The organism is Psychrobacillus sp. FSL K6-2365, from assembly GCF_038003165.1.
GTDB classification, from domain to species: Bacteria; Bacillota; Bacilli; order Bacillales_A; family Planococcaceae; genus Psychrobacillus; species Psychrobacillus psychrodurans.
In genome coordinates this window covers 3,865,457-3,892,425 of sequence record NZ_JBBOOO010000001.1, presented here as the reverse complement: position 1 = coordinate 3,892,425, position 26,969 = coordinate 3,865,457, and the positions used below count along the sequence as shown (strand labels likewise).

The window sequence follows — 26,969 nt, the reverse complement described above, 5'->3', positions numbered from 1 at the left end:
TGGTTTTTATTAATTTTATTGTTCAGCTGTCAGGCGCTTTCACATTTCACTGTGTCCAGTTCCGGACGCCAGCCTCTCGAGTCGTTTCAGAATGTCGGATAAAGGCAAAGGACGCCTTTCCCGTCATTCTTCCAACGCTTGTCGAGTCTATCGGGCATCCTTCACCTTTCGGGCTATCTTAAGAATTTCTTCATTTTTATCCTTCTAGAATGTTAAGAAATGGTGGGTACAATGAGTGGAGTAGCGAAATAGGAGGGTCAATAAATGATACAAGTTAAGCAAGTGAATCATACATTTCTAATAGGAAAAAAAGGAAAAGAGAAGAAAGTGCCGGTTTTGAAAGGGCTATCGTTCGACGTGAAGCAGGGAGAAATCGTGGCGATTGTAGGGAAAAGTGGCTCTGGTAAGTCTACCTTACTTCATACGATAGCAGGATTTATGAGTCCAGAACAAGGCTCAATTACAGTAAATGGACAAGAAACAGCTAATTTAAATGAAACTGAAAGAGCAGCGTTTCGCTTAAACAATTTTGGCTTCATCTTTCAAAATTTTCAACTGATGCCTGGATTAACAGCTTTTGAAAATGTAGAGCTTCCACTAAAACTAAAGGGTATATCCCCGAAAAAAAGGAAAGCAAGTGTCGGGCAAATGATGGACAAGGTGGGGTTAACGGAGGTTGGAGACCATTATCCCAACGAATTATCTGGGGGGCAACAGCAACGTGTAAGTATTGCGCGTGCCTTAATAACAAACCCACCCATCCTATTTGCAGATGAGCCAACGGGGAGCCTAGATTCCGAAACTGAGCAAGATATTTTATTGCTAATACAAAATTTAAATAAAACACTAGGAGTAACGTTTGTGATGATCACACACGACGAGGAAGTGGCAAGCATTGCACATAGAACCTTTAAAATGCGTGACGGGGAATTAGTGAAGGAGGACGTTCTATAATGTTATTTAAAGATCAGGTCGACTTTGTTCGCCAACATATTAAGAAAAATAAACTACGTGTATTTATGACAGTACTAGCGGCTACAATGGGTTGTGCATTTTTAATCGTATTAGCTTCCATTGGATTTGGTATACAAGACACGATGCGAGAGGAAATCCTACAAGATCAAGCTATCACAGAAGTGGAAGTTTACCCGAATGAAAATGAAGAGTTAAATCTAGAAGAAATTAAAACTGTTCCGTATGTTGGTGCAATCGTTCAAAGAACAAGCATGGATATTATGACAAGCTTTCATTTGGAGGATCGTACAATACAAGGGAATTTGCAGTTAACTGATATAAAAGAGGAAGAACAGTCAAACCTTAAATTATCAGAAGGTCGATTACCGCAAAATGAATCCGAAATAATAGTAGGGTATCACTTTGCGCAGAATTTATGGACAGATGCAGAACGAGCAAAAGTAGAGGAAGTAGGAGAAGAGGAGGATCTACCAAAGGGGTATGAAAAGTCGATTATAGGTAAAACAGTTTCATTATCATTACAACCATATGATTCTGAAGAAGCATTCCCCGAACAATGGGATTTTAAGGTAGTAGGAGTAACTGATAATCCAGCGAAAGATTGGATTGTAGATCAAAGTATTTTAATGGATAAATCCTGGTTACCTGAATTAACGGGAGCTTATGAAGCAAATGAAGAAGGAATTCCCGAAGACTTTACTTATACGACCACAAAAATCTATACATCTAGTTTAGAGCATGTGAAATCAGTAACAAAAGATTTAAAGGATATGGGCTATAATGTATATTCTGTTTCAGAGCAATTAGAGCAAATCGATGTGTTCTTTATGGCGTTTAAAATTGGACTAATATTCGTTGGAACTATTGCAATTCTTATATCATCTATTGGTATTTTCAACACAATGACAATGGCTGTAACCGAACGAACTCGTGAAATTGGTGTGATGAAAGCAATTGGAGCTAGCCCAAAGCTGATTCAACGATTGTTCTTAATGGAAAGTGCATGGATTGGAATAATTGGTACTGTGCTGGCGGTCGTTATTTCATACGTAGTGAGTTACCTAGCTAACTGGCTTCTTCCGATGGTTGTTGGGGCTGCATTAGGGGAGGATGGACTTGAAGACTTATCTATTACATTTTCATTAATCCCGTGGCAACTAGTAGTTTTAGCGTCTGCTATTAGTATCGGAGTAGCAATGATTTCTGGTTGGAGACCAGCTCGCAAAGCAACTAAGATTGATGTGATTCAAGCATTACGTCAGGAACTATAAAAGAAAGTATATAAAATGTAGTATGAATACTGAATTCATGGGACTTAAAAGAATGAATAATACTACTGATTTCCGTTTCAGGTGGACGCTTTCCGCGGGCGAGCCTCCTCGTTCGCTACGCTCCTTGAGGGGTCTCGACTTTCTCGCTTTTCCCGCTGGAGTCGCCACCTTCCACTACTATCAATATAATGTGTAGTACTTAACTATAAGATATTGCAAATCCTATCGCTTAGATGATAAGAGTAGTCAAAATTAATATAGGGATAAAACCGTCTGTGGAATTAGGAATACTATTCTGTCATAAAGAAGGAAGAAAGTAGATTTTTTTATTCTATTGGAAATACACAGTGAAATAATAAGTGTTCACTAAATAAAGAAGCTAAATAGCGAACGAAATTGTATCTTCGAGAGCTTTCTCTACGAATAGGAAAGTATTTTTTCTCTAGTTACCCAAAAACGTACTTACCTGTTTCTAAGAGTTGTAGAAGGGCGACGGACAGATAAAGTGAAACTTCAATAAGTGGGGCTTCATCCCCCACTTATTGTTAGTTGAACCATTCGGGCATTAACGGGCAGTTATCTACTGCCCGTTAATGCGGGACAAAAGCCATTAGATTAATGAAAAAAAGGGATGCTGGATGGTTGTGGCGAACGTCACAACCAACCAGCATCCCTAAAAATTCCCTCGTTAATCATATAGTAAAATGTCTGTCCAAAGCCCTTCGGAAACGATAGAAACAGGTTTTAGACTTAAACTAGACGTCTATTTGCCAGTTTTTCCTATCTGGAAATCGTAAAATAAGCAATAAAAAGTACAAATACAACTCCAGCATTTATTAAATTATATTTAGTCCTTGATATCGTTTGATCAAATTTATTAGACTTATTTATTAACACAATACCAAGATAAGTAACGAAAATTGCCAAGAATAAAGCGAAAATAGGTTGCATTGCATAAACACGAGCATCAATAAAATGCACAACGATTATTGCAATGGCCATAGCTACACCATAAGCAACTTTTTTAATTGTTGGTTCTTTCATCATAAGATCCTCCGGCGGTATAGTATTTCATGCGATATCAATTCAAATAATCCTTCAATTCATTCTCCAAAAACGGCTTTGCATTCAGCATTTGTTTAAATTGCTGATAACTGGCCATTTGTTCAGAAGTAGGTTTTTTGCCCGTCTTATAAGCACGTATCAATATGTTCTTTGGTGTGTTTTCCATATCGATAAACTCAACTAATTGTGCCTCGTATCCAACCATATTCAAAATCTCTGCTCGAATGGAATCCGTTGCTAGAGCAGCAAAACGTTCTTTTATTAGGCCATGTTTTAACATAATATGAAGCCCTGGTGCATCTAGCTGTGTATTTAATTCATGCTGGCAGCAAGGTACACTTAAAATTACGTTTGCATTCCATTTGACAGCTCTTGAAAGTGCCATATCTGTTGCAACATCGCAGGCATGAAGCGTGACAACCATATCGACAGCAGTTTCGTCGTTGTAGTCGTTAATATCTCCTACTAGAAACTCTAACTGATCGTATTCTAAATCAGCGGCAATTTTTGCACACTCTTCAATAACTTCCTTTTTCAAATCAAGTCCAGTAACCCGAATATCAAGCTCTTTTTCGATTTTCAAATAATGATACAATGCGAATGTTAAATAAGATTTACCAGATCCAAAATCGAGAATTCGAACGGTTTTATCTTTTGGCAAGTAGGCTAGTGTATCATCTATAAACTCGATGAACCGATTTATTTGCTTAAACTTATCATACTTTTGCTTTTTGACTTTTCCGTCAGGTGTCTGAACACCTAATCGAATAAGAAATGGGTATGGTGTATTTTCATCCAACAAATAATTCTTTTTACGGTTATGGGATAGGTCTACCGTTTTGGTGTCTATTGCTTTCTCGGATTTCCAAATGACTTTGTTTTTCTTAGAAAGCTGAGCCTGTACTTTTTCCGCTTTGAAATCTATATGAAGTTGACGGAACTGTTCTAAGAGTTCATCTAATTTCTCTGTAAAAGCATTTAATGTGATATTTTCATGCTTTAACACTCGTTCATATTGGTATTCTAGCTGGATATGATAGGTGTTTTTTATCTCAATCGGTTTTAATTTAACACGTTTCACTTCATTTGACTTTGCGCGTGGTTGACTAATGGTTGCGCTGACTAACTGCTTCGTTCCTATTTGCTCAAGCAAGTATTCTTTCATTTCCTGAAATTCCATAATATCGCCTACTTTTTCCGTGATGTACTTGGAAATAGTGTATCATATTGAACTCATTTATTATAAGTTAGTGTTTTACCAGTCAGTCCAAACAATATTGTGAGTACTGGACAAAGCAAACAGAAAAAGGCGAAAGGCAAGTAGTCGATGGTTGATACTGCTAATACATCTGTGATGAAAATTCCACATACACTCCAAGGGACCAGTGGATTTACAACAGTACCTGCATCCTCCATCACACGAGCCAGGTTTTTGTTTGCTAATCCGACTTTTTGGAAATGGGCTTGGAATGTTTCACCTGTCAATAAAATTGATAAGTATTGCTCTCCGATAAGTACATTCACACCAATAGCTGTAAAAGCCGTAGCTGAAATTACTTTTCCGACACTCTTTAGTAAACACTCCACTTTCCGAAGTAAACTTTGCACGATGCCTAAAGTAAATAAAAGACCACCCATGCTCAGGGCCAGTAAAACAAGAGAGATAGTGAACATCATACTAGTCATTCCCCCTCTAGAAAGTAAGGAGTCAATCGCTGCTATACCTGTTTGGGATGTATAACCACTAAATAGGATGTTTAATACTTCACTTGCAGTAAAAAAATGATGGAAATATGCAACAGCTATTGCACAAGTAGAGGTCAATGCAAGAGCCAAAACAGCTGGTACTTTTTTAAAAGAAAGTACAATAAGTAAAGCTAAAGGCAGCAATGAATACCAATGAATCATCCCAGTTTGAAGTAGACCATCCTTTAGTGTATTTATCTGTTCTAGCTGCTGAATTTCCTTGCTAGGTGAAAGTATTATATAACCGATAATCGCTATAAAAAAAGCGGGAATTGTAGTCCATCCCATGTTTCGGATATGCTCAAATAAATCAACGCGAACAATGGCTGATGCTAGATTCGTTGTATCTGATAAGGGAGACATCTTATCACCGAAAAAGGCACCAGATACAACAGCCCCTGCAGTTATAGCCAATGAAATATCCATAGCACCTGCTATTCCGACAAATGCAACACCTATAGTTGCAACGGTTGTTAATGAACTTCCAATAGATAACCCAATGACGCAAGTAACTAAAAAGACAATTGCAAAGAAAAAATGTGGAGAAATGAATTGAAAACCTATATAAATAAGTGTTGGAATAGTTCCAGCAATCATCCAGCTACTTATTAAAATTCCTATAAAGAAAAAGATGAAAACTGCTCCAAGTCCCGTTTTAGCTCCTTCTATGAGACCTTCTTCCAATAAATTGAATGATACCTTTTTTATGAACCCATAAATGATTAAAAGTAAAATAGCAAATAGAATGGGCATATGAGGTACAGACTTAAATTCTATAATACAAACTGCCATTAAAGTAATGATTAGTAAAATAAGAAATAATGCCTCTTTAAAAGGAGGCGTAATCGTAGATGGAATTCGAAACATTATATAACCTCCTAAATAAATTTATACACTTCGTCAATTCAACGCTTTCAATCGTTAAAGTAATTAGGATTTTACCATGTTTCAACAGACTGTCAATTAGAAAAGGAAATGTCTATTTCATCAGAATTTTATGATAAAATAGAATATATATAAACCTCAAAGGGGTGATTGGTTTGTTAAATGAAAAAACAGTTGGGGAAATTGTTAAAGAAGCAGCAAGAAAATTTCCAGACACAGAAGCCTATGTATACCCAGAACTTGGTATCAGAAAAACTTATAAAGAATTTGATGAAGAAACAGATGAGCTTGCAAAAGCCTTTATCGGTATGGGTATTAAAAAAGGCGAGCATGTGGCAATTTGGTCGGATAATAAGAGAGAGTGGTTACTTAGCCAATTCGCAACTGGCAAAATGGGTGCAGTCCTAGTAACGGTAAACACAAATTATCAAGAGAAAGAACTGGAATACTTATTACAGCAATCTGATGCTACAACTCTCATATTATGCGAATCTTTTAAAGGAACTTCCTATTTAGATATTGTGCGAGCAGTGTGTCCGGAAATCACTACAGCAGAAAAAGGAAATATTCGATCAGAAAAATTACCATATTTTAAACGCGTCATTATAATGAGTGAGAATCATTATAAAGGTATGTATACTTGGTCGGAGCTATTATCTCATGCAGATAAGGTCACGGACGAAACACTAGAGAATTCTTTTAGGTCACTTCAAAATGATGAGGTGATTAATATTCAATATACTTCTGGAACAACTGGCTTTCCTAAAGGCGTTATGCTTTCACATAAAAACGTAGTAAATAACGGACAGCTTGTAGGCGACTATATATATTTGACAGAAAAAGATCGTCTTTGTATTCCAGTACCATTTTTCCATTGCTTTGGCTGTGTAATGGGAACAATCGCATCCGTTACACATGGGACCACAATGGTCGTTATCGAGCAGTTCGATCCAGGTAAAGTACTTCAAATGGTACAGGATGAAAAGTGTACAGCACTGCATGGAGTACCGACAATGTTCATCGCAGAATTGAATCACCCTGAATTTAAACAGTTTAAATTGAATACGCTGCGAACAGGTATTATGGCAGGTTCCATTTGTCCAATAGAAGTCATGAAAAAAGTGATGAATGAAATGGGCGCTACCGAAATAACTATAGCTTATGGACAAACCGAATCCTCACCAGTCATTACACAAACTAAAACGGATGATCCAATTGAGAAACGAGTGTCATCAGTTGGGAAACCACACCCAGGAGTTGAGGTTAAGATTATTGATCCAGTAACTGGGGAAGATACGCCAACAGGAGTTCCTGGTGAACTTTGTACTCGGGGTTATCTAGTGATGAAAGGCTATTATAAAAATGAACAAGCAACTGAGTCCGCAGTAGACAACAGTGGCTGGCTTCACACTGGGGATATAGCAGTCATGGATGAAGATGGATATATCGATATAACAGGACGTATCAAAGATATGGTCATCCGCGGTGGAGAAAACATCTATCCGAAAGAAGTGGAAGAATTTTTATATCAGCACCCTAAGGTCCAGGACGTACAGGTAGTTGGAGTGCCAGATCCAAAATACGGGGAAGAGCTTATGGCATGGGTTATCTTAAAAAATGGTCAGCAATTAACTTCTGATGAATTAAAGGAATACTGCAAAGGGAAAATTTCATTTCATAAAATACCGAAGTATATTGAGTTTATAGATGCATACCCAATGACAGCTTCAGGGAAAATCCAAAAGTTTCTCCTTCGAGAAATGTCGAAAGAGAAAACCGAGGCGTAATTCGAATTATTTCCTGGGAAATCGACAAGATTATAAGAGAACAAATCCAATAGAAGGAGTAACTCTAAGTGAATGCAACTTTTATAATGCGTTTCAAAGCGTTTATGCTTGATTACTTGCTTATATTTGCCTATTTGGTTGTGCTTGCTATCTTCAATATATTAATATTTCCATCTGTACAAAGTTTATTTAATGGCTCACTTGTATTAGCACAATTTACAGGGTTTCTAATGGTGACTTTACCAGTTTCACTTTACTTTATTATTAGTGATTCAGTGATAGGGAGACAGACGTTTGGTAAGAGAAGAATGGGGATTAAGGTGGTTAATGAAAGAAATGAAACTCTTCCGATATTAGATGCAATCTTAAGAACAATCCTGAAATTTCTACCTTGGGAGCTTTCGCATTATCTTGTTTATCGTCTTGTTTACCTCGGAGATGGAGAAGTACCGTTAAATTACTATATCGTTGGTGGAATTATCTATGCGCTTATGTTTGCATATATCCTAACAGCGCTATTTACTAAACGAAAAAGATCCCTTTATGATATTGTTGTCAAGACACAAGTTATTAAGGTTTAATGTTTTAAAAGATGAGAGCATCTGATTTGAAAATCGATGCTCATAACATTTATTGATATACTCATAATATGGGAATTATTGAATGGAGGTTCTACCTTGTATTTGGATCATATCGTTCATAGCGTTAAAAAAGAGCCAGGTGAAGTAGCTGGTGAATGGATCGAAAAAGGAATTCATGCAGCCGTGGGAGGCCAACATACTCAGTGGGGAACATATAATGCACTGCTTTATACAAGAACCAGCTATATTGAGTGGCTTGCTGTTGAGCATGAGGAAATTACAAAAATGGCCAAACACCCTTTAATAGATCTTATGCTCCATGACTTAAATTCGAGTGGAGCAGGGTTTAATACAATTTGCATTCGCACTACGACAATAGATAGTCTTTGTAATCAGCTGGAGGAGCGGGGTATAAAAACATCCGGAGTTCTACATGCTGAAAGGAAGACGACTAGTGGATTAGTACGTAAGTGGAAAATGCTATTTTTACAAGAAGAAATTAGTAATGATTTACCTTTACCGTTCTTTATAGAATGGGAGGAGAGCGATGAGACCAGATACCTTTTGCTTCAAGAGGATGGAACAATCGATAAAAGTAATTTGGAGCTATCTATTACTACTTGTGAGTTTCATGTTGGAAATCCGAGGGAAGTAATGGATAAGTGGAAAAGCTATTTTCAACTGATTGAAAAGGATGAACAAACATTACTTTTAGAAAATACACAATTAGTATTTAAACAAAATCTAAGTGAAACAAAAGAGCGACTTGTAAGCATCAATATCGATGGTTCTAATCTACATAAAGAAGTTACTTACGAGCAAGCAATCTATCGCTTTCTTTAAAGGAGAAATTATATGGATGAATTAATAGAAAAAGCAATACTCGTTGCAGTAAAACTACAAAAAGATGAACATTTTGAGTATGGATTGGAAGAACTACACAATTTATCAGAGGCATTAGATGTGGAAGTAGTTGGAGAAGTAACGCAAAATCTTGAACGCGTTACCTCTTCCCATTACGTTGGTACAGGTAAGGTAGAGGAAATTAGAAACCTTTATGAAGAAACTGGGGCCAATCTGGTAATTTTCAATGATGAGCTCTCACCATCTCAAATTAGAAACTTAGAACGTGATCTTGACTGTAAAGTTATCGACCGTACGATGCTAATTCTCGATATCTTTGCTCGTCGTGCAAAATCGAACGAAGCACAGATGCAAGTAGATTTGGCACAGCTTCAATACATGCTTCCACGTCTTGTGGGTCTTCGAGCGTCTCTAGGTCGACAAGGAGGAGGAACTGGAGGCGGATTCAAAAACCGTGGGGCTGGGGAAACGAAACTAGAGCTGGATAGACGTAAAATCGAGGATCAGATTGCTAAGCTTAAAAGAGATCTTGAACATGCAAAAGATCAACGAGAAACACAACGGAAGCAACGTAAGAAAAATGCAATTCCGGTGGTGTCCTTAGTAGGTTATACGAATGCTGGTAAGTCGACAATTATGAACCAATTACTCAACAAAGTTGGGCAAATGGAATCTAAACAAGTATTTGAAAAGGATATGCTTTTCGCGACTCTAGAAACTTCCGTAAGACAAATTAAACTTCCAGACCAAAAGGAATTTTTACTTACTGACACGGTAGGGTTCGTTAGTAAGCTTCCACATCACCTAGTGAAAGCTTTCCGCTCAACATTAGAAGAAGCTCGTGATGCAGATTTACTTTTACATGTTGTGGACGTCTCAAATGACGAGCACCGTTTTATGATGGATGTTACTAATGAGACATTACATGCTGTTGGTGTGGAGGACGTCCCAACTGTATATGTATACAATAAATCTGATTTAGCAGATATGAAATACCCACATGTGGCCGGAGATAGTATTTGGATTTCTGCGAAAGATGGAGCAGGACTAGATGAACTATTGGAGATTATTAGAAAGCATATTTTTTCTAATTATGTACGTTGCTCATTGTTGGTCCCGTTTGAACGTGGAGATATTGTATCTTACTTAAATGAAAATGCATCGGTTTCCTCTACCTCATATGAAGAACAGGGAACTGTTGTTCAAGTAGAGTTGAAAAAGTCAGATTATGATCGCTTACAAGAATTTCTATTTGTCCAATAGATAGAATCACTAGAATGTTGCGGAGAATCGCCAGAATGTAACGAAAAATCGCTAGAATGACGCAGGAAATCGCTAGAATGTAACAAAGAATCGCTAGAATGTAACAAAGAATCACTAGAATGAAGAAAAGATTTAATGGGTTATAAATAAAAAAGTTGTCTCGCCAGTAGTTTTCTACCGGGAGACAACTTTTTGGTTTAATTAGTATTAAACCTCTTGAAACTGTATATTATGCAGTCTAGCAAATATTCCATTCTGTGCCACTAAATCACTATAAGATCCATCTTCCGCAATCCCATCCTCAGTTACTACAAGTACGCGGTCCGCATCACGAATAGTTGCCAGTCTGTGCGCAATAATAAGGGTAGTCCTATTTTCAGCAAGCTCCATTAAAGCCTTCTGGATAAATCTTTCTGTTTCAGTATCAAGAGCTGATGTAGCCTCATCCAAAATTAGAATTGGTGGATTTTTCAAGAACATACGAGCTATCGCTAGACGCTGTTTCTGTCCACCAGATAATTTAAGTCCTCTTTCACCGATTTGTGTATCATAGCCTTCGGGAAGGGAGGCGATCATGTCCTCTAAATGTGCTTTTTTGGCAGCATCTCGAATTTCTTCTTCACTAGCATCTTGTTTACCATAGGCAATATTTTCACGAATAGAGCCTGTGAACAAAAATACATCCTGTTGAACAATCCCGATCTGTGAACGTAAAGACTTCGTTGTAATATCTTGAATGTTCAATCCGTCAACGGAAATGGTACCCTCTTGAACATCATAAAATCTTGGTATGAGCGAACAAATAGTAGTTTTTCCAGCTCCGGATGGACCTACAAAAGCGATAGTTTCTCCTGCTTTAATAGACAAGCTAATATCGTTTAATACGGGTTTATGTTCATCGTAACGGAAACCAACCTTCTCAAAGGTTATATCTCCTTTTAAATGCTGAACTGTAAGTGCATTAGGCGAGTCCTGAATTTCAGGGTCCTGCTCTACAAGCTCTAAAAAGCGTTTGAACCCAGCCATCCCTTTAGGATATAGCTCAAGTAGTGCGGTAATTTTATCAACTGGTTTGATTAACACGTTGACATACAGAACAAAACTTACAAGCTCTCCATTACTAAGAGTTCCTTTGTACGTAAACCAGGCTCCTACAACAAGTACGACCAGTGTTACTAGCCTAGTTAACATATAAATACTAGAATGTGTGCCGGCCATTACTTTATAGGCAACAAGTTTTGCTAAACGGAATTGACCATTATCTTCTTTGAAACGAGCAATTTCGAAAGATTCATTGGTAAATGATTGAACAACGCGAACGCCAGATACACTGTCCTCTACTCGTGCATTGACATCGGCAATTTTACCGTACATGTTTTTCCATGCTTTATTCATCATAATGTTGCCATACGTTGCTACGATGGATAAGAATGGCACCATGACAATTGCGATAATTGCAAGTTCGGGATTGATATTGTACATAATTGTAAATGCCCCGATTACTGTCATAAATGCGATGAACAAATCCTCAGGACCGTGATGGGCAAGTTCACCAATATCAAATAGATCATTTGTGATACGACTCATAATATGGCCAGTCTTAGTATTATCGAAGAATCGGAATGATTGGCGTTGCACATGAGTGAATAATTCCTGTCTCATATCGGTTTCGATATTTATCCCTAGCTTATGTCCAAAATAACTTACAATATACTGTAGAAAAGTGCTGATTATATAGACTACTAACAGCAGGATACTTATTTGTGTAATCATGCTCCAATCCTTAGTAGGTAACAAATCATCGATAAACCGTTGAACTGCTACTGGAAATGCGAGCTCTAAAATTGCGACAAAAACAGCACTACTAAAATCAATGATAAACAGTCGCTTATGCGGTTTGTAATATGAAAAAAACTTCTTGAGCATTTAAATCGCTCCTTCCTTCTGTCATAACGACTATTATAACTAACAATTTCAAAAGTCGAAATAATTAAATTCGATAGAATAAATAAAAATTCCAATTTTCGTCAATTTAGTTGGAGAAAATCATTTGAGAATGTTGAAATTACGCTTTTTCTAATAGTAATCTTCCTAATTGAAATATAAAAGGTTTTTTGACAATTAAAAAAGGGAAGTTTATAATAATTGTCTTGTTAGTTTAAGGTATTAGGTAACTTTTCATATGCTCTAACTATATTAAGTGGAGTTTATTCCTAATATTTTCAAAATTAGAAAAGAGGTAAAAAGAATGGCATCAAGAGAAGAGATTGTAAAATCTGTCCCTCAAAAAGGTTTTTTTGGTCATCCGAAAGGATTACTATCATTGTTTTTCACAGAGTTTTGGGAGCGTTTTTCTTACTATGGAATGCGCGCAATCCTAATCTACTATATGTATTACGAAGTAACACAGGGTGGACTAGGACTAGAACGTTCTACTGCTAACTCAATTATGGCTGTGTATGGTTCACTAGTATACATGTCTGGGATTATTGGAGGATGGATTGCTGACCGCCTATTCGGTACAACGAAAACCGTTTTCTACGGTGGTGTCCTAATAATGATTGGTCATATCGTCTTGGCATTCCCTGGAGGATTGACTACTTTATTTGTGTCGATGGCATTAATCATCATCGGGACAGGCTTGCTAAAACCAAACATTTCAAGCATTATCGGAGATCTTTATTCGAAAGAAGATACTCGCCGCGACTCAGGATTTAGTATTTTCTACATGGGGATTAACATGGGGGCATTTATCGCACCTTTAATCGTCGGGACAATTGGTCTTGAATATAACTTCCATTTAGGATTCGGAATTGCTGCAGTTGGTATTGCGTTAGGGTTAATTGTATTTTTAATCACGAAAAAGAAATATTTAGGATTAGCGGGTACATATGTGCCAAATCCAATGTCTAAAGAAGAACGTAAAAAGGTATTAACGAGAATTGGTATTGCTTTAGTTATTATTCTGGTGGCCGGATTTATATTGATACAACAAGGTATATTAACGATTGATGGTTTCATCATGACTGTCTCTATTCTAGGTATCGTTATCCCTACTCTGTACTTTATAGTTATGTATAGAAGTAGCAAAACAACAGAAGATGAAAAGTCTAGATTACTAGCTTATATTCCGCTTTTTGTTGCGGCTATGATGTTCTGGGCAATTCAAGAGCAAGGTTCGAATATTTTAGCACAGTATGCTGATGAACGCGTAGATTTAATGATGGGATCTTTTGAGATTTCACCTGCTTGGTTCCAATCTTTAAATCCATTATTTATCATTGCATTTGCACCAGTGTTTGCTTGGATGTGGGTGAAGCTAGGAGATAGACAACCGTCAACTCCGAAAAAATTCGCTTTTGGTTTGTTTTTTGCAGGGATGTCCTTTATCGTAATGATTATTCCAGCTTACTTCAATGGAACAGACTCATTAGTTAGCCCTTTTTGGCTTGTACTGAGCTTCTTCCTTGTAGTATTAGGTGAATTATTATTATCACCGGTAGGATTATCTGCAACTACAAAACTTGCACCTGGAGCATTCGCAGCTCAAACGATGAGCTTATGGTTTATGACGAATGCATCAGCTCAAGCTATCAATGCTCAAGTAGTTAAATTTTACACGCCGGAAAACGAAATTATTTACTTCGGTGTTATTGGAGCAGTAGCTTTAGTTATTGGTTTATTACTCTACTTCATGACTCCATTGATCCAAAAATATATGCGTGGCGTTAAGTGATTTCAAAAGAGCAAAAACATGGACGTTTTGTTAAGGTCAATACCTTTTTCTAGCGTGTTTGAAGGGCTATAGTCGAACGTTTTGTTCTATTGTTAACGAGTGAATTTTAGTGATATTGGTGTGGTGTCATTCACAACCAATATCACTTTTTTTTCGGCAATCTATTAATTGAAGTGAAAATTGACGATTCTAGCTGAGATGGAAATCGCAGTATTATTCACTCTTTCAAAATAATGAAACTTTTTAAGTAATCATCCCGTAAAGTAAGTATCTTACTGAGAAGGGATGATATTTTTATGAAAAAATGGACAATGTTATTATCAGTAGCAACATTATCGTTAGGTCTAGCTGCTTGTAACGAAACTGCAACTCCGGTACAAGAAAAAGAGGTAACAGAAACTAGTAAACTCACTTTACAAGAAGTATATGACAAATCAATGAAAGCCTCAGAAGAGCTGAAGAGCGTAAAAGGCACGATAGATATGAAACAGACAATGAGTATTCCAAGTGAAGAAATGACTTTGGATATTAAATCTGTGATGGATATGGAATATATAATAGAGCCGATGCAAATGCACCAAAAAGGTACAACCACTATGATGGGTGTTAGTGAAGGCGGTGAATCTCAAGTGACTGAGATGGAGACTTATATTACAGAAGATGGAATGTATGTGTTTGAAGGAACTACTGCACAATGGATGAAGTTTCCTCAGGAGATGGTAGACCAAATGATGGGTGCTACAAACCAAACTGATCCTGCAACTCAACTGCAGCCTTTACAAGAGTATTTAGAACAAGTGGAATTTGAGCAAGACGATGAAAACTATATTTTAACACTTGAGGGTAGTGGTGAAGAGTTTACGAGTCTTGTAAAAGATCAGGTAGATGAAGCACTTCAAAGTCTCACTACAGAAGAAAATGTTAACTTAGACTTTACTATTCATTCGGTTGACTACCTAGTTCATATTGATAAAGAATCATTCCAAACGAACAAATTAGATATGGTGATAGATATGGATATGACTATGAACGGAGAGATGATCAAATTGAACATGAATGCTAAAACAGATTTCTCTAAGTTCAATGAAATAGATAAAATAGTCGTTCCACAAGAAGTTATTGATGGTGCTACAGCGATTTAATCAAATTATAGTTGTTAAGCATTTAACAGGAGGCTGTTGTAATTGTTGCGAAAAATCAACAATTACAACAGTTTTTTTAAATTAGGGTTAAAGTATAGTAAGATAGAGTAGGACTAAAATACGCTGAAGAGGCATATAGGTGTATTATCAATTGAAAATCATTTTCATTTAACCGTTGACATAAATAGTCAAGGTGCTATAATTGGACTGTGAGTAATTGATAATGATTTTCAATATCGCCCATTCACAAAAAGAATGACGAGGATAGTTATGAAAAAAAGATATCTTATAATTGCACTAGTAGCGCTTTCTCTCTTATCTCTCTTTGTTGGTGTATCAAGTATCTCACCAATGGATTTATTAGACCTTAAGTCGGAAGAGACCGAAATTTTTCTTATAAGCAGACTACCTAGACTAATTGCCATAATACTTGCAGGAGCAGGGATGAGTATTGCAGGTCTAATTATGCAAAGTCTTAGTAGAAATAAATTTGTATCTCCAACTACTGCTGGTACGCTTGATGCGACTCGCTTAGGGATTTTAATCTCGATGCTTGTATTTACAAATGCAACATATATGCAAAAAATTTCCTTTGCATTTATATTTGCTTTAGCAGGAACACTGCTATTCATGCAAATTTTAAATCGGATTAAATTTAAAGATGCAATATTTGTTCCGCTAGTAGGGTTAATGTTCGGAAATATTTTATCTTCTATTGCGACGTTTTTTGCTTACAAATCAGATATTATTCAAAATATGTCTGTCTGGTTACAAGGAGACTTCTCTTTAATATTAAAGGGAAGATACGAATTACTTTACATAAGTGTTCCAGTACTGATTCTTGCTTATATTTTTGCGAACCGCTTTACAGTAGCAGGAATGGGTGAGGATTTTGCAAAAAACCTCGGTCTTTCTTACAACAAAGTGTTGAATCTAGGTTTAGTACTAGTCGCTTTAATATCAGTTACCGTTGTTTTAACGGTCGGAATGATTCCATTTTTAGGATTAATCATCCCAAATATTGTCTCGATTTTTAAAGGGGATCATTTGGAAAAGACATTACCACACACAGCATTACTAGGAGTTATTTTCTTATTGATATGCGATATTATAGGACGGGTAATTATATTCCCTTATGAAATTCCGATTAGCATGACGGTTGGTGTAATCGGAAGTGCAATCTTCCTGTTCATGTTGTTTAGGGGGAAAGCATATGCGTAACAGTACGAAAATGATGATATTAATAGGCATAGTTTTAATTTCAACAGCACTTTATCTATTCCATGGATTGAATGGAAGCTATGATTATGCATTACCACGTCGAGCGATTAAAGTATTGGCAATGGCGCTAACAGGAGTAGCGATTGCATATTCAACTGTTATTTTTCAGACGATTACACATAATAAAATCTTAACGCCGAGTGTTATGGGCCTTGATTCCTTATATATGTTAATCCAAACAATTATTTATTACTTCTTTGGTTCCATGTCCATTTTAGTTATAAATAAAAACTATAATTTTGCTATATCAGTTATTGCAATGATTGTATTTGCATTACTACTATATAAGTTTCTATTCAAGGCAGGAAAACGTCCAGTTTACTTCCTGTTACTTGTAGGTATTATTCTAGGGACGTTCATGGGAAGTATTACAACATTCCTTCAAGTACTCATTGATCCAAACGAATTTACAAGCTTACAGAATAAGATGTTCGCAAGCTTTAATAATGTGAATGGTGATTTAGTCTGGCTAGCATTAGTTATTATCTTACTAACAGTAGTTTATGGCTGGCGAAACATACGTGAACTAGACGTATTATCACTTGGCCGAGATAACGCCATTAACCTTGGTGTGGATTATGACAAAATTGTTAAAACAATGCTAGTATTGTCATCGATATTAATAGCAACTTCAACGGCACTTGTTGGACCTATTACATTTTTCGGACTAATCGTAGCGAACCTATCGTACCAATTCTTTAACACGTACAAGCATACAACGTTAATCATTGGAGCAAGTTTAATGAGTTTAGTAGCTTTAATTGGTGGTCAGTGGGTTGTTGAACGTATATTTACTTTCGATACAACGCTGAGCGTTATTATTAACTTCATTGGAGGAATCTACTTCATCTATTTACTATTAAAGGAGAGTCGAACTTCATGATTCAAGTCAAAGAGGTTTCTAAGTATTTTGCTAAAAAGCCAGTTGTGGATAATGTTAGTGTAAATATTCAGTCGGGTAAAATAACATCGTTTATCGGACCAAACGGTGCTGGAAAATCTACACTATTATCAATGGTTAGTCGTTTATTGGACGCAGACACGGGAGAAGTTCTTTTAGATAAATCAGACGTGAAAAGATGGAAATCCAATGACTTTTCAAAACGCGTTTCCATTTTAAAGCAATCAAATTTTATGAATGTCCGTTTGACTATTCGTGAGCTAATTTCATTTGGACGCTTTCCTTACTCTAAAGGCCGTTTAAATGAGGAAGACGAGAAAATGGTCGACCAAGCAATAGAATATATGAATTTAGGTGATTTACAGGATAGTTATATGGACGAACTTTCCGGTGGTCAACGCCAGCGAGCATTTATCGCAATGGTTATTGCCCAAGATACCGAATATATCCTACTCGATGAGCCTTTAAATAACTTAGATATGAAACATTCTGTTCAAATTATGAAGATTTTACGTAAGCTTGTAGAGGATTTAGGTAAAACAGTTATTATTGTTTTACATGATATTAACTTTGCATCTGTTTATTCAGATTATATTGTAGCCTTAAAAGACGGTCGTGTTGTAAAAGACGGACCAACACATGAAATTATTAACTCTGATGCACTTAAAGAAATTTATGACATGGATATTCCTATCCAAGAAATGAATAGCTGTCGCATCTGTGTATATTTTAATTCATAGGAAAAGAGGAATTAGACAAATGAAGAATTATAAGTTTTTAGCTGTAATGTTTGCTTTACTAGTACTAATTTTAGCAGCATGTGGTGCAGAGGATGAAACAAAAAAAGACTCATCAACAACAGATGAAAAAGCAACGGAAGAAACAAACGGGGCTGAAGAAGCATCTGTATACCCATTAACAATTGCTCAACCTGAAGGATATGCTGAAGTAACGTTAGAAGAAAAACCAGAAAAAGTTGTAGTATTTGACTTTGGTTTCCTTGATACATTAGATGCACTTGGAGTGGATGTAACAGCAGTACCACAAGCTAACGTTCCCTCTTATTTGGATAAATACGCAGATGAAGCGGCATATGAAAATGCTGGTGGATTAAAAGAGCCTGATTTCGAAGCTATCGCTGCAATGGACCCAGATGTTATCTTTATCTCTGGACGTCAAGGGGATGCATATGAAGAACTAAGTAAAATTGCTAATACAGTATTCGTTGGTGTAGATACAACAGATTACATGAATTCTTTTAAAGCTAATACAGAATTAGCAGGTAAAATTTTCGAAAAAGAAGCAGAGGCAACTGCTGCATTAGAAGAAATTGATGCGAAAATTGCTGAAGTAACGGAGAAAACTACTGGTATGGAAGAAAAAGCATTAGTAGTACTTGCCAATGAAGGTGAATTAAGTGCATATGGTGCTGGATCACGTTTTGGTGTCATCCATGATGTTTATGGTTTCCCACAAGCTGATGAAGCAATCGAAGCTTCTACACATGGTCAAAGTGTAGCTTACGAATATGTATTAGAGAAAAACCCAGATATCCTATTCGTTGTAGATCGCGATGCAGTAGTGAGTACAGGCGAATCAGGTACTAAAAAAGCAGTTGAAAATGAAATTGTAAATAAAACGAATGCAGCTAAAAACGGTAAAATTATTTACCTTGATCCAGAAATCTGGTACTTAGCTGGTGGTGGTATTGAATCCGAAAAGGCTAAAGTCGATTCAGTATTAGAAGCACTTAAATAATATACTTAAGTCAATCTAGTCAGCGCGGACGGAGAAAAACACTATGTTTTTCTCCGTTTTTTCTTGAAGATTTATAGTACATAGCCCAGAGGGAAGGGAATGCAAGATAGCCCATAACTATGTGTATATCGCCCATAACCAAACTACGTATCCTAAAAAACAGGGTTGAAAGCCCAAAAGTTTTCAAATATAGCCCAGAGGGAATGCAAGATAGCCCATAACTCTGTGTATATCGCCCATAACTATGTACATATAGCCCATAATCATGTACAGATGACAGCCTTGTATTTATTGTACATCCACAATTTTCTAGCTTATAATTTTGTTATTGGATAGGAGGGATTTTGTGAAGAAATGGTTTTATCCACTTAGTGTAGTAACATTATTAGGATTTGCTACTCTATTTTTATATTTCAATACGAAAGAAATTGCTCAGTTCGACTATCAGATGTCACAGTTTTTTGGCGATAATAAAGTGATTGGGTTATTTCATTACTTAGGGGAAACTAAATTTATTGTATTTATTACGCTTATATTAATAGTCTATTTATGGTTTCGTTCAAAAAATTATCGTGGAATGCTCTTTGTTGTATTATCTATAGGGTTTGGAAATGTACTTAATCAAATGCTTAAAAAGTGGGTTGAAAGAGAACGTCCTGATGTCCCACAACAGTTAGAGACCTTTAGTTTTCCCTCCGGTCATGCGATGGTAGGGCTTTTATGTTTGTTTACGATTGCTTACTTTTTAACTGAGCATCAGTCCAGTAAACCGAATCGGATCCTAATATGGATAGTTACCATATTTATCACTGTGATGGTCGGGCTATCTAGGGTTGCTGAGCACCGACATTTTGCTTCAGATGTATTAGCTGGATGGATGATTGGTTATTCTTGGTTTGTAATCGTGGCTTTGTGGTATGAATATAGAAACAGAGTTTTTAAAAAGCGTACACAGTAAAAACCTTTCCAGGCTGGAAAGGTTTTTTTAGGAGGAGAGAGACACATGTTCGAAATACCAGAGGAGCTTGTAAAACTAGGGATCGATCGTATAGAGGGATTTCCTGTAGAGGGATTTGTTAAAGGAAAAGGACCAAAAAAACCAAGTATACTGCTGATAGGTGAAGCTCCTGGAGAGAAAGAGGCGATAGGAGGTATACCATTTATCGGTAGAGCTGGAGACGAACTAAATAAGTCATTAGCGAGCATTGGATTGACTAGAGAAGACGTATATATGACAAGTGCAGTTCGTAGTCGTCCATATGTATGGAGGGAAAAGAAGGCTCGAAATGGTGAGTTAATACAAAGAAAGTATAATCGTCCCCCTACTCAATTAGAGGTTGTAGCACATGCACCAATATTAGATTATGAACTGGAAAATATTGTACCTCATATTATTGTGACTTTAGGAAATGTGGGTTTACAACGATTATTGGGAAAAGATGCAAAGGTTTCTGTATTGCATGGCGAGTTACTTCATCGACCAGTGCGCCATCTGAAATCTCTTAGTTCTACTGAATTTATATGGTCGACTGAAAGCTATATGATTATTCCTACCTACCATCCTGCATCCGTATTTTATCGACCGTCCAATCGAGACTTCCTCGAGCAAGATTGGTTTAATATCGGAAATTATTTAGCGAATAGGAAATATTAACTGAAATCAGATTTATAAAAGATAAGTAAAAGTTTTAAAGAATATTGACTCTTTGTATACATTTGTATACAATTGCATTGAAGTATACAAATGTATACAAAGAGAGGTGTTAATAATGAAAAGTGAATCACATCCAAGAGGTAGACGCGTTCACCGTGACGAGCACTATCGCGGAGGACGAAGTAAAGGTAGAACAGAAGATGTAGAAGGAATAGAAAAAAGACATGGTGCTAAAACGTTTCGGCGAGGTAGAGCACTAGCTTTTTATGATATGATGAATATGAAATCTAGATCGTTAAAGAAACAATTAGAAACACCAGAATTACAATCAATTAATCCAATTATAGTGGGTGAATTGAAGGCGGTAGAAACTCTTATGGAGGAGTTTGCTCAGTTATTTGAATTATATGAAGTAGAAGAAACGACTCAAGAAGTTACAAATGAAGATAAGTCAATTGATAAACAGAGCTGAAAATAGGCATCACATAGTTATATTTTAATTGGAGGAATGGAAATGTTAGTACAAATTCGTAAATGGACAGTGACAGAAGGAAATGCTGATAAAATTCTTGAACGTTTTAAGAAAAAACCGGATCAAGGGCCATCATTAATTGAGCAACGTGAAGGATTTATTGGGCGTGAGTTATTAGTGAAAAATGTTCGCCGAGGTGAAGAAGAAGTATTAATGATTGTTCGTTGGGCTTCAGAAGAGGCTTGGAAGGCATGGGAAAAGAGTCCAGAGCATATTGCGGGACATAAAAATAAAATTAAAGAGCACGGTGGAAAACCACCACAACCTGAATATGTAATCGCTATGGAGCATGGTAGTTACACTGTGGTGGAATAGAATAATAGCAATCACGTAATTATAAAAGAATATTATATATTAAAATCTAGCATTGGGTTAAGTGTCTTATACACTTTTTCCAGTGCTTTTTCATTTATATGAAGGAGAGATGTAGCGTCGGTCCATTTCAATCGACTTGGCAAAAATATAGGTTAAACCTAGTTAAGTTGGGGAACAAATTGAATGAGGGAGTGTTACTACCCTAACTTGTAGAAAAGGTAATTGTCGAAAAATAAAAAAATAATGTTTTCGTCGGTCAAAAAGAGTTGCGCTAAGGAAACATTTTACGTATAATAAATGAAAATAGATTAAAAAGAAAGAAGTTGGGTCAATGGATGGAAATGTAGTCTTTGCTTTGTTACTTACATTATTTGCTGGTCTTGCAACTGGGATTGGTAGTTTGCTATCTTTATTGACATCTCGCACAAATACAAAATTTTTATCGGTTGCCCTAGGTTTTTCAGCTGGTGTCATGATTTATGTATCCTTGGTAGAAATATTTGTGAAGGCTAAGGATTCACTCGTAGCAGAACTTGGAGAGACCAATGGCTATTGGATGACGTTAGTTGGTTTTTTCGGTGGGATGTTTGTAATTGCAGTAATTGACCGATTAATACCCACACTTGGTAACCCACACGAAGTTAAAAGCGTAGAAGATATGGATGTCAAATTAAGCAACCCAGAGCATACAAAATTGATGAAAATGGGTGTCTTCACAGCTCTTGCAATAGGAATTCATAATTTCCCAGAGGGAATTGCAACCTTTGCATCTGCTTTACAAGATCCCAATTTAGGAATTGCAATTGCAATTGCGGTAGCTATTCATAATATTCCGGAAGGGATTGCCGTGGCAGTACCTATATACTATGCAACAGGAAGTCGGAAGAAGGCTTTTAAATTATCCTTTTTATCTGGCTTAGCTGAACCAGTCGGAGCGTTCGTTGCTTATTTAGTACTGATGCCATATTTAAATGGAGTAGTATTTGGAGTAGTATTTGCAGCAGTAGCAGGAATTATGGTCTTTATTTCATTGGATGAATTACTACCAGCAGCGAAAAAATATGATGAAACCCATTCATCTATTTACGGAGTAGTTGCAGGGATGCTAGTAATGGCATTAAGTCTAGTATTATTAGCTTAATAAAAGGCAGTGCGACTTCGTTTGAAGGTTGCACTGCCTTTTTAAATTAGGAACGTATAATAATTCTCTATTTTGTGGAAACTTTCTTTAGCGTGCACTCTCTACATCTTTTATCGTAACAACAATACCTGTACGATTCATAGGTACTGCGACCAGTTCAAAATTAGGGAACTGCCCTTTTAAGTTGGAGATAAAATCATCTTCTGCTCCTTTTTCTAAAAGTGAGAGAAGAGTAGGTCCAGCACCACTAATACAAGTTCCATAAGCACCCGCGTGTTTAGCAGCAACTTTAATCTCTTTACTCTGTGGGATTAAATCGAGTCGGTAAGGCTCGTGAAATAAATCCTGTTCCATATAAGTACCAGCCTGTTCAAAAGCTTGTGATAGAAATGCTGCGGTTAACAAGTTTGCAGTCGCACTTGCTTGCGCTGCTTCTTGACGTGTATAGGTGTCCGGTAGTACTTGTCTCGCTTTTGCTGTTTTTAACTCAAAGTTAGGAATAAAAAGCACAAATGACGCTTCGATATGATTAGCATGAAATACATTTATCTCGCCACTTTCTGCATTAGAGGAAATGGTAAAACCCCCGTAAATGGAAGCGGCTGCGTTATCTGGATGTCCTTCCATAAGTGTTGCTACTTTTAATTTGTCTTGAGTAGTAAGATGTAATTCCATAATTTGATTGGCTAACTCAATTCCCGCTACAATGGCGGAGGCACTGCTTCCCATCCCGCGTGCTAGTGGAATATCACTCTTCACTCGTACTGTGCACGGAGGAAGTGAAAACCCATGCAACTCAGCAGTTTTTTCGGCAGCTTGGACTATTAAGTGATCCTGTGGATTTGTAACATCTGGAAGATTACGGGATAAATTAATAATTTCCCAGGCAGAACCTAGCTCGACTTCAAGCTCTAAATATTTATCTAGAGCAATGCCAATTGAATCAAATCCCGGTCCAAGATTTGCAGTACTTGCTGGTATAGATATACACCAAACCATTATGCCAGCACCTCCTCTATAAATGCGCTAAGTGCAGATGCATTACTTTCAAGTTTATGTGGTTTAGAAACTTTTACGTCGATTGCAGTTTGCGGATCTTTTAAGCCATTTCCAGTTAGTACTGCAACTACTTTACTTTCTGGTTTTATTTTTCCGTTTTTTACTGAGCGTAATAGTCCTGCGATAGATGCACATGAGCCGGGTTCCGCGAAGATACCTTCTCTGCTTGCGATTAGTTTGTAGGCTTCGATAATTTCATCATCAGTTACAGCTTCAATGACACCATTAGACTCATCCCGTGCTATTTCTGCGCCTTTCCAGCTTGCAGGATTACCGATACGAATTGCAGTAGCAATTGTCTCAGGGAATTCGATAGGCTTTCCTTGAACAATGGCAGCAGATCCTTCTGCTTCAAAGCCGAAGATTTGAGGTAGACCTGTTTGTTTTTTCTCGTTATACTCTTTAAATCCTTTCCAGTAAGCAGTAATATTACCTGCGTTTCCTACTGGTATTGCTAGATAGTCAGGTGCAGTGCCTAACACATCACAAATTTCAAAGGATGCAGTCTTTTGTCCTTCAATACGATATGGGTTAACAGAATTCACAAGCGTAATAGGAGAGGTTTCGCTAATAGCACGGACCATATCAAGTGCTACATCAAAGTTTCCTTCTATTTGAATTACTTCTGCTCCATACATATATGCTTGAGCTAACTTTCCAGCAGCTACTTTTCCTTCTGGTATAACAATAACTGCTCGCATACCTGCACGAGCGGCATAGGCAGCTGCCGCAGCTGAAGTGTTTCCAGTAGAAGCACAAATAACTGCCTTGCTTCCTTCTTCTTTTGCTTTTGCAACCGCAAAAACCATACCTCTATCTTTAAAAGATCCAGTGGGATTTGCTCCTTCTATCTTTACGTATAATTCAATACCTAGTTCTTTAGATAAATTTTCTAACTTAATAAGAGGCGTATTACCCTCAAGTAAAGTTAATTTGGGTGTTTTTTCTGTTACGGGTAAAAACGCTTTATATTCTTCGATTAATCCTTGCCAAGCCATGATGAATTCCACCTCTCTGTTCTCCTTGAGTAAACATATGTATTTGTATAAAGGACATTTTACTCTAATAAAGTGGAAAAAACAAGATAAAATTTTTATTGTAACTTTGATGTTCCAAGCGTATACTAAACAAGTAAACTAAAAACTTTACAGGTGTAAAGACAGGGGAGAAATACACGGCTATGAAAGAACAAAAAAAGATATCGAAAAATAAACTACTAGGAATAGCAGGGCTTGCATGGATGTTCGATGCAATGGATGTTGGAATTCTATCATTTGTAATTGCAGCTTTAGCGGTAGATTGGAATTTATCTCCGGAACAAATGGGGTGGATCGGAAGTGTCAACTCTATAGGGATGGCAGTAGGGGCTCTCGTATTTGGAGTTTTTGCAGATAAAGTAGGCCGAAAAAAAATATTTATGATCACTCTACTGATGTTCTCTATCGCAAGTGGACTGTCCGCTCTAACGACAACATTAGCTGCATTCCTAATTTTAAGATTCTTTGTTGGAATGGGACTTGGAGGAGAACTTCCAGTAGCTTCAACATTAGTATCTGAAAGTGTGGAGGCAAAAGAACGTGGTAGAGTAGTTGTTTTATTAGAAAGCTTTTGGGCGGCTGGATGGATTATTTCTGCAATAATTGCTTATTTTATTATTCCTGATTACGGCTGGAGAATTGCTTTACTAATCACTGCATTGCCTGCTTTTTATACAATTTATTTACGTTTAAAATTACCTGATTCTCCTAAATATACGGAGAAAAAATCGGAATCTAGAAGTATTATGCAAAACATGAGTGAAGTTTGGACAAAGAAATATGCGAAGCGAACGTTAATGTTATGGATTGTATGGTTTACGGTCGTGTTCTCCTATTATGGAATGTTCTTATGGCTTCCAAGTGTAATGGTCATTAAAGGATTCACTCTCATTAAAAGCTTTGAATACGTATTGATCATGACCATTGCTCAATTACCAGGTTATTTCTCTGCAGCTTGGTTAATCGAGAAGGCAGGACGCAAATTTGTACTAGTTACTTATTTATTGGGTACTGCGGCAAGTGCTTTCGTCTTTGGCTCAGCAGAGACAACTACGTTACTAATAGTTTCGGGAATACTTTTATCATTCTTTAACCTTGGTGCTTGGGGAGCACTATACGCATACTCTCCAGAGCAATATCCAACTGTCATTCGTGCAACCGGTTCTGGTATGGCCGCATCTGTTGGACGTATAGGGGGAATTTTAGGACCGTTGCTGGTTGGAACTCTTGTAATGAGGGGCTATGAAATTGGCTATATCTTTACTATCTTCTGTATTGCAATAGTTATCGGTGTATTAGCAGTACTGTTCCTAGGTACAGAAACAAAACAAGTAGAATTAGAATAAATGCAAAAACCTGTTCCTATGGGAGCAGGTTTTTGTTTTGCCAGCAGAGAAAAACATAGTAAAATGAAGAAGGCCAACAAAGGGGGTAGAGGATGTTTCAGTTAAAACATAAACGTATACTCATCATCGGTTCAAGCGGTGCAGGTAAATCTACATTATCCAAACTACTGTCTGAAAAATGGGATTTGCCTTTAATCCATTTAGATGCACTTTTTTGGAATGAAGGATGGGTGCCTACACCAAAGCCGGAATTTCGTGAAAAAATACAAGCAGAACTTAAAAAAGATAAGTGGATCATAGATGGCAATTTTGACTCGACATTAGAGTTGCGAGCATCCTATGCAGATTTAATTGTCTTTTTGGATTTCTCTAGGGTATTATGCACGTATAGAGTTTTCAAAAGAGCATGGATCTACCGCGGCAAAACACGCCCGGATATGGCACCAGGCTGTAAAGAAAAAATGGACATAGAATTTGCAAAATGGGTATGGCGTTTTCCGAAGGATGTACGTCCACATACACTCGACATATTAAAAAAAGTAAAAAATACAGATATATGCGTTTTGCGAAATCCTAAAGAAGTTGAAGGATTTCTAATGACCGCGCCAATTGTTAACTAAAACGAACACC

The 26,969-nt window shown here is 36.9% G+C and carries 25 protein-coding genes; 19 read left to right on the top strand and 6 right to left on the bottom strand.

The window, feature by feature from the left end; all coding sequences use genetic code 11:
- The first annotated feature begins 264 nt into the window (after positions 1–264).
- A complete protein-coding gene (locus MKY29_RS19675; RefSeq protein ID WP_093495651.1) occupies positions 265–954 on the top strand; it encodes an ABC transporter ATP-binding protein in 690 nt (229 codons plus the stop codon).
- Positions 954–2,246, top strand: coding sequence for an ABC transporter permease (locus MKY29_RS19670; protein ID WP_241598002.1), 1,293 nt, complete (start codon positions 954–956; stop codon positions 2,244–2,246). The genes MKY29_RS19675 and MKY29_RS19670 overlap by 1 nt, the downstream gene beginning before the upstream one ends.
- 780 nt (positions 2,247–3,026) lie before the next feature.
- Here MKY29_RS19670 and MKY29_RS19665 read toward each other — a convergent pair.
- Genes MKY29_RS19665 through nhaC form a run of 3 tightly spaced genes read right to left on the bottom strand, consistent with a single transcriptional unit; the run spans position 3,027 to position 5,924 of the window.
- Positions 3,027–3,290, bottom strand: a complete 264-nt coding sequence (locus MKY29_RS19665; RefSeq protein ID WP_093495649.1) for a hypothetical protein — start codon at positions 3,288–3,290, stop codon at positions 3,027–3,029.
- A 37-nt stretch (positions 3,291–3,327) separates the two neighbouring features.
- The gene (locus tag MKY29_RS19660; protein ID WP_093495648.1) at positions 3,328–4,491 is read right to left on the bottom strand and encodes a class I SAM-dependent methyltransferase; all 1,164 of its coding nucleotides are present in this window, start codon (positions 4,489–4,491) and stop codon (positions 3,328–3,330) included.
- A gap of 53 nt (positions 4,492–4,544) precedes the next feature.
- Positions 4,545–5,924, bottom strand: coding sequence for a Na+/H+ antiporter NhaC (gene nhaC, locus MKY29_RS19655; protein WP_340880605.1), 1,380 nt, complete (start codon positions 5,922–5,924; stop codon positions 4,545–4,547).
- A gap of 173 nt (positions 5,925–6,097) precedes the next feature.
- On the opposite strand from nhaC, the gene MKY29_RS19650 reads away from it, so the two are divergent.
- The 4 genes from MKY29_RS19650 (at position 6,098) to hflX (ending at position 10,437) form a co-directional block, all read left to right on the top strand.
- Positions 6,098–7,729, top strand: coding sequence for an AMP-binding protein (locus tag MKY29_RS19650; RefSeq protein ID WP_245402408.1), 1,632 nt, complete (start codon positions 6,098–6,100; stop codon positions 7,727–7,729).
- Positions 7,730–7,797: 68 nt separating this feature from the next.
- Complete coding sequence (locus tag MKY29_RS19645; RefSeq protein WP_241597998.1) at positions 7,798–8,310, top strand: RDD family protein; 513 nt, start codon at positions 7,798–7,800, stop codon at positions 8,308–8,310.
- Between the two features lie 36 nt (positions 8,311–8,346).
- Positions 8,347–9,153: a VOC family protein gene (locus MKY29_RS19640; RefSeq protein WP_340880604.1), complete on the top strand. Its 807-nt coding sequence runs from the start codon at positions 8,347–8,349 to the stop codon at positions 9,151–9,153.
- A 12-nt stretch (positions 9,154–9,165) separates the two neighbouring features.
- A complete protein-coding gene (hflX, locus tag MKY29_RS19635; RefSeq protein WP_241597994.1) occupies positions 9,166–10,437 on the top strand; it encodes a GTPase HflX in 1,272 nt (423 codons plus the stop codon).
- 207 nt (positions 10,438–10,644) lie between these two features.
- Here the strand turns inward: hflX and MKY29_RS19630 are convergent, their stop codons facing one another.
- Complete coding sequence (locus MKY29_RS19630) at positions 10,645–12,363, bottom strand: ABC transporter ATP-binding protein (RefSeq protein ID WP_340880603.1); 1,719 nt, start codon at positions 12,361–12,363, stop codon at positions 10,645–10,647.
- Positions 12,364–12,685: 322 nt separating this feature from the next.
- Here MKY29_RS19630 and MKY29_RS19625 point away from each other — a divergent pair, with 322 nt between their 5' ends.
- The 11 genes from MKY29_RS19625 (at position 12,686) to zupT (ending at position 22,897) form a co-directional block, all read left to right on the top strand.
- The gene (locus tag MKY29_RS19625) at positions 12,686–14,173 is read left to right on the top strand and encodes a peptide MFS transporter (protein ID WP_340880602.1); all 1,488 of its coding nucleotides are present in this window, start codon (positions 12,686–12,688) and stop codon (positions 14,171–14,173) included.
- 296 nt (positions 14,174–14,469) lie between these two features.
- The gene (locus MKY29_RS19620) at positions 14,470–15,315 is read left to right on the top strand and encodes a DUF6612 family protein (RefSeq protein ID WP_340880601.1); all 846 of its coding nucleotides are present in this window, start codon (positions 14,470–14,472) and stop codon (positions 15,313–15,315) included.
- A 270-nt stretch (positions 15,316–15,585) separates the two neighbouring features.
- Entirely contained in the window at positions 15,586–16,536 is a 951-nt protein-coding gene (locus tag MKY29_RS19615) for an ABC transporter permease (protein WP_340880600.1), read from the top strand.
- A complete protein-coding gene (locus MKY29_RS19610; RefSeq protein WP_093495639.1) occupies positions 16,529–17,479 on the top strand; it encodes an iron chelate uptake ABC transporter family permease subunit in 951 nt (316 codons plus the stop codon). The genes MKY29_RS19615 and MKY29_RS19610 overlap by 8 nt, the downstream gene beginning before the upstream one ends.
- The gene (locus MKY29_RS19605) at positions 17,476–18,237 is read left to right on the top strand and encodes an iron ABC transporter ATP-binding protein (protein WP_090566279.1); all 762 of its coding nucleotides are present in this window, start codon (positions 17,476–17,478) and stop codon (positions 18,235–18,237) included. Before MKY29_RS19610 ends, MKY29_RS19605 begins: the two co-directional genes overlap by 4 nt.
- 19 nt (positions 18,238–18,256) lie before the next feature.
- The gene (locus tag MKY29_RS19600; RefSeq protein ID WP_241597989.1) at positions 18,257–19,255 is read left to right on the top strand and encodes a siderophore ABC transporter substrate-binding protein; all 999 of its coding nucleotides are present in this window, start codon (positions 18,257–18,259) and stop codon (positions 19,253–19,255) included.
- Between the two features lie 346 nt (positions 19,256–19,601).
- Positions 19,602–20,213 (top strand): phosphatase PAP2 family protein, encoded by a 612-nt coding sequence (locus MKY29_RS19595; protein ID WP_241597987.1) that lies wholly within the window; start codon positions 19,602–19,604, stop codon positions 20,211–20,213.
- A 45-nt stretch (positions 20,214–20,258) separates the two neighbouring features.
- Positions 20,259–20,909, top strand: a complete 651-nt coding sequence (locus MKY29_RS19590; RefSeq protein ID WP_340880599.1) for a uracil-DNA glycosylase — start codon at positions 20,259–20,261, stop codon at positions 20,907–20,909.
- Between the two features lie 115 nt (positions 20,910–21,024).
- The gene (locus MKY29_RS19585) at positions 21,025–21,381 is read left to right on the top strand and encodes a hypothetical protein (protein ID WP_340880598.1); all 357 of its coding nucleotides are present in this window, start codon (positions 21,025–21,027) and stop codon (positions 21,379–21,381) included.
- 42 nt (positions 21,382–21,423) lie between these two features.
- Positions 21,424–21,756, top strand: a complete 333-nt coding sequence (locus tag MKY29_RS19580) for an antibiotic biosynthesis monooxygenase family protein (RefSeq protein WP_090566294.1) — start codon at positions 21,424–21,426, stop codon at positions 21,754–21,756.
- 331 nt (positions 21,757–22,087) lie between these two features.
- Entirely contained in the window at positions 22,088–22,897 is an 810-nt protein-coding gene (zupT, locus tag MKY29_RS19575) for a zinc transporter ZupT (RefSeq protein ID WP_090566297.1), read from the top strand.
- Between the two features lie 87 nt (positions 22,898–22,984).
- On the opposite strand, the gene thrB is transcribed toward zupT, so the two are convergent.
- Together thrB and thrC are read right to left on the bottom strand one after the other, a co-directional pair.
- The gene (thrB, locus tag MKY29_RS19570) at positions 22,985–23,896 is read right to left on the bottom strand and encodes a homoserine kinase (RefSeq protein WP_340880597.1); all 912 of its coding nucleotides are present in this window, start codon (positions 23,894–23,896) and stop codon (positions 22,985–22,987) included.
- Entirely contained in the window at positions 23,896–24,954 is a 1,059-nt protein-coding gene (gene thrC / locus MKY29_RS19565) for a threonine synthase (protein WP_340880900.1), read from the bottom strand. The genes thrB and thrC overlap by 1 nt, the downstream gene beginning before the upstream one ends.
- 182 nt (positions 24,955–25,136) lie before the next feature.
- Here thrC and MKY29_RS19560 point away from each other — a divergent pair, with 182 nt between their 5' ends.
- Both MKY29_RS19560 and MKY29_RS19555 read left to right on the top strand, forming a co-directional pair.
- Positions 25,137–26,339, top strand: coding sequence for an MFS transporter (locus MKY29_RS19560; RefSeq protein WP_340880596.1), 1,203 nt, complete (start codon positions 25,137–25,139; stop codon positions 26,337–26,339).
- A gap of 92 nt (positions 26,340–26,431) precedes the next feature.
- Positions 26,432–26,959: a DNA topology modulation protein gene (locus MKY29_RS19555; RefSeq protein ID WP_340880595.1), complete on the top strand. Its 528-nt coding sequence runs from the start codon at positions 26,432–26,434 to the stop codon at positions 26,957–26,959.
- The last annotated feature ends 10 nt before the right edge of the window (positions 26,960–26,969 follow it).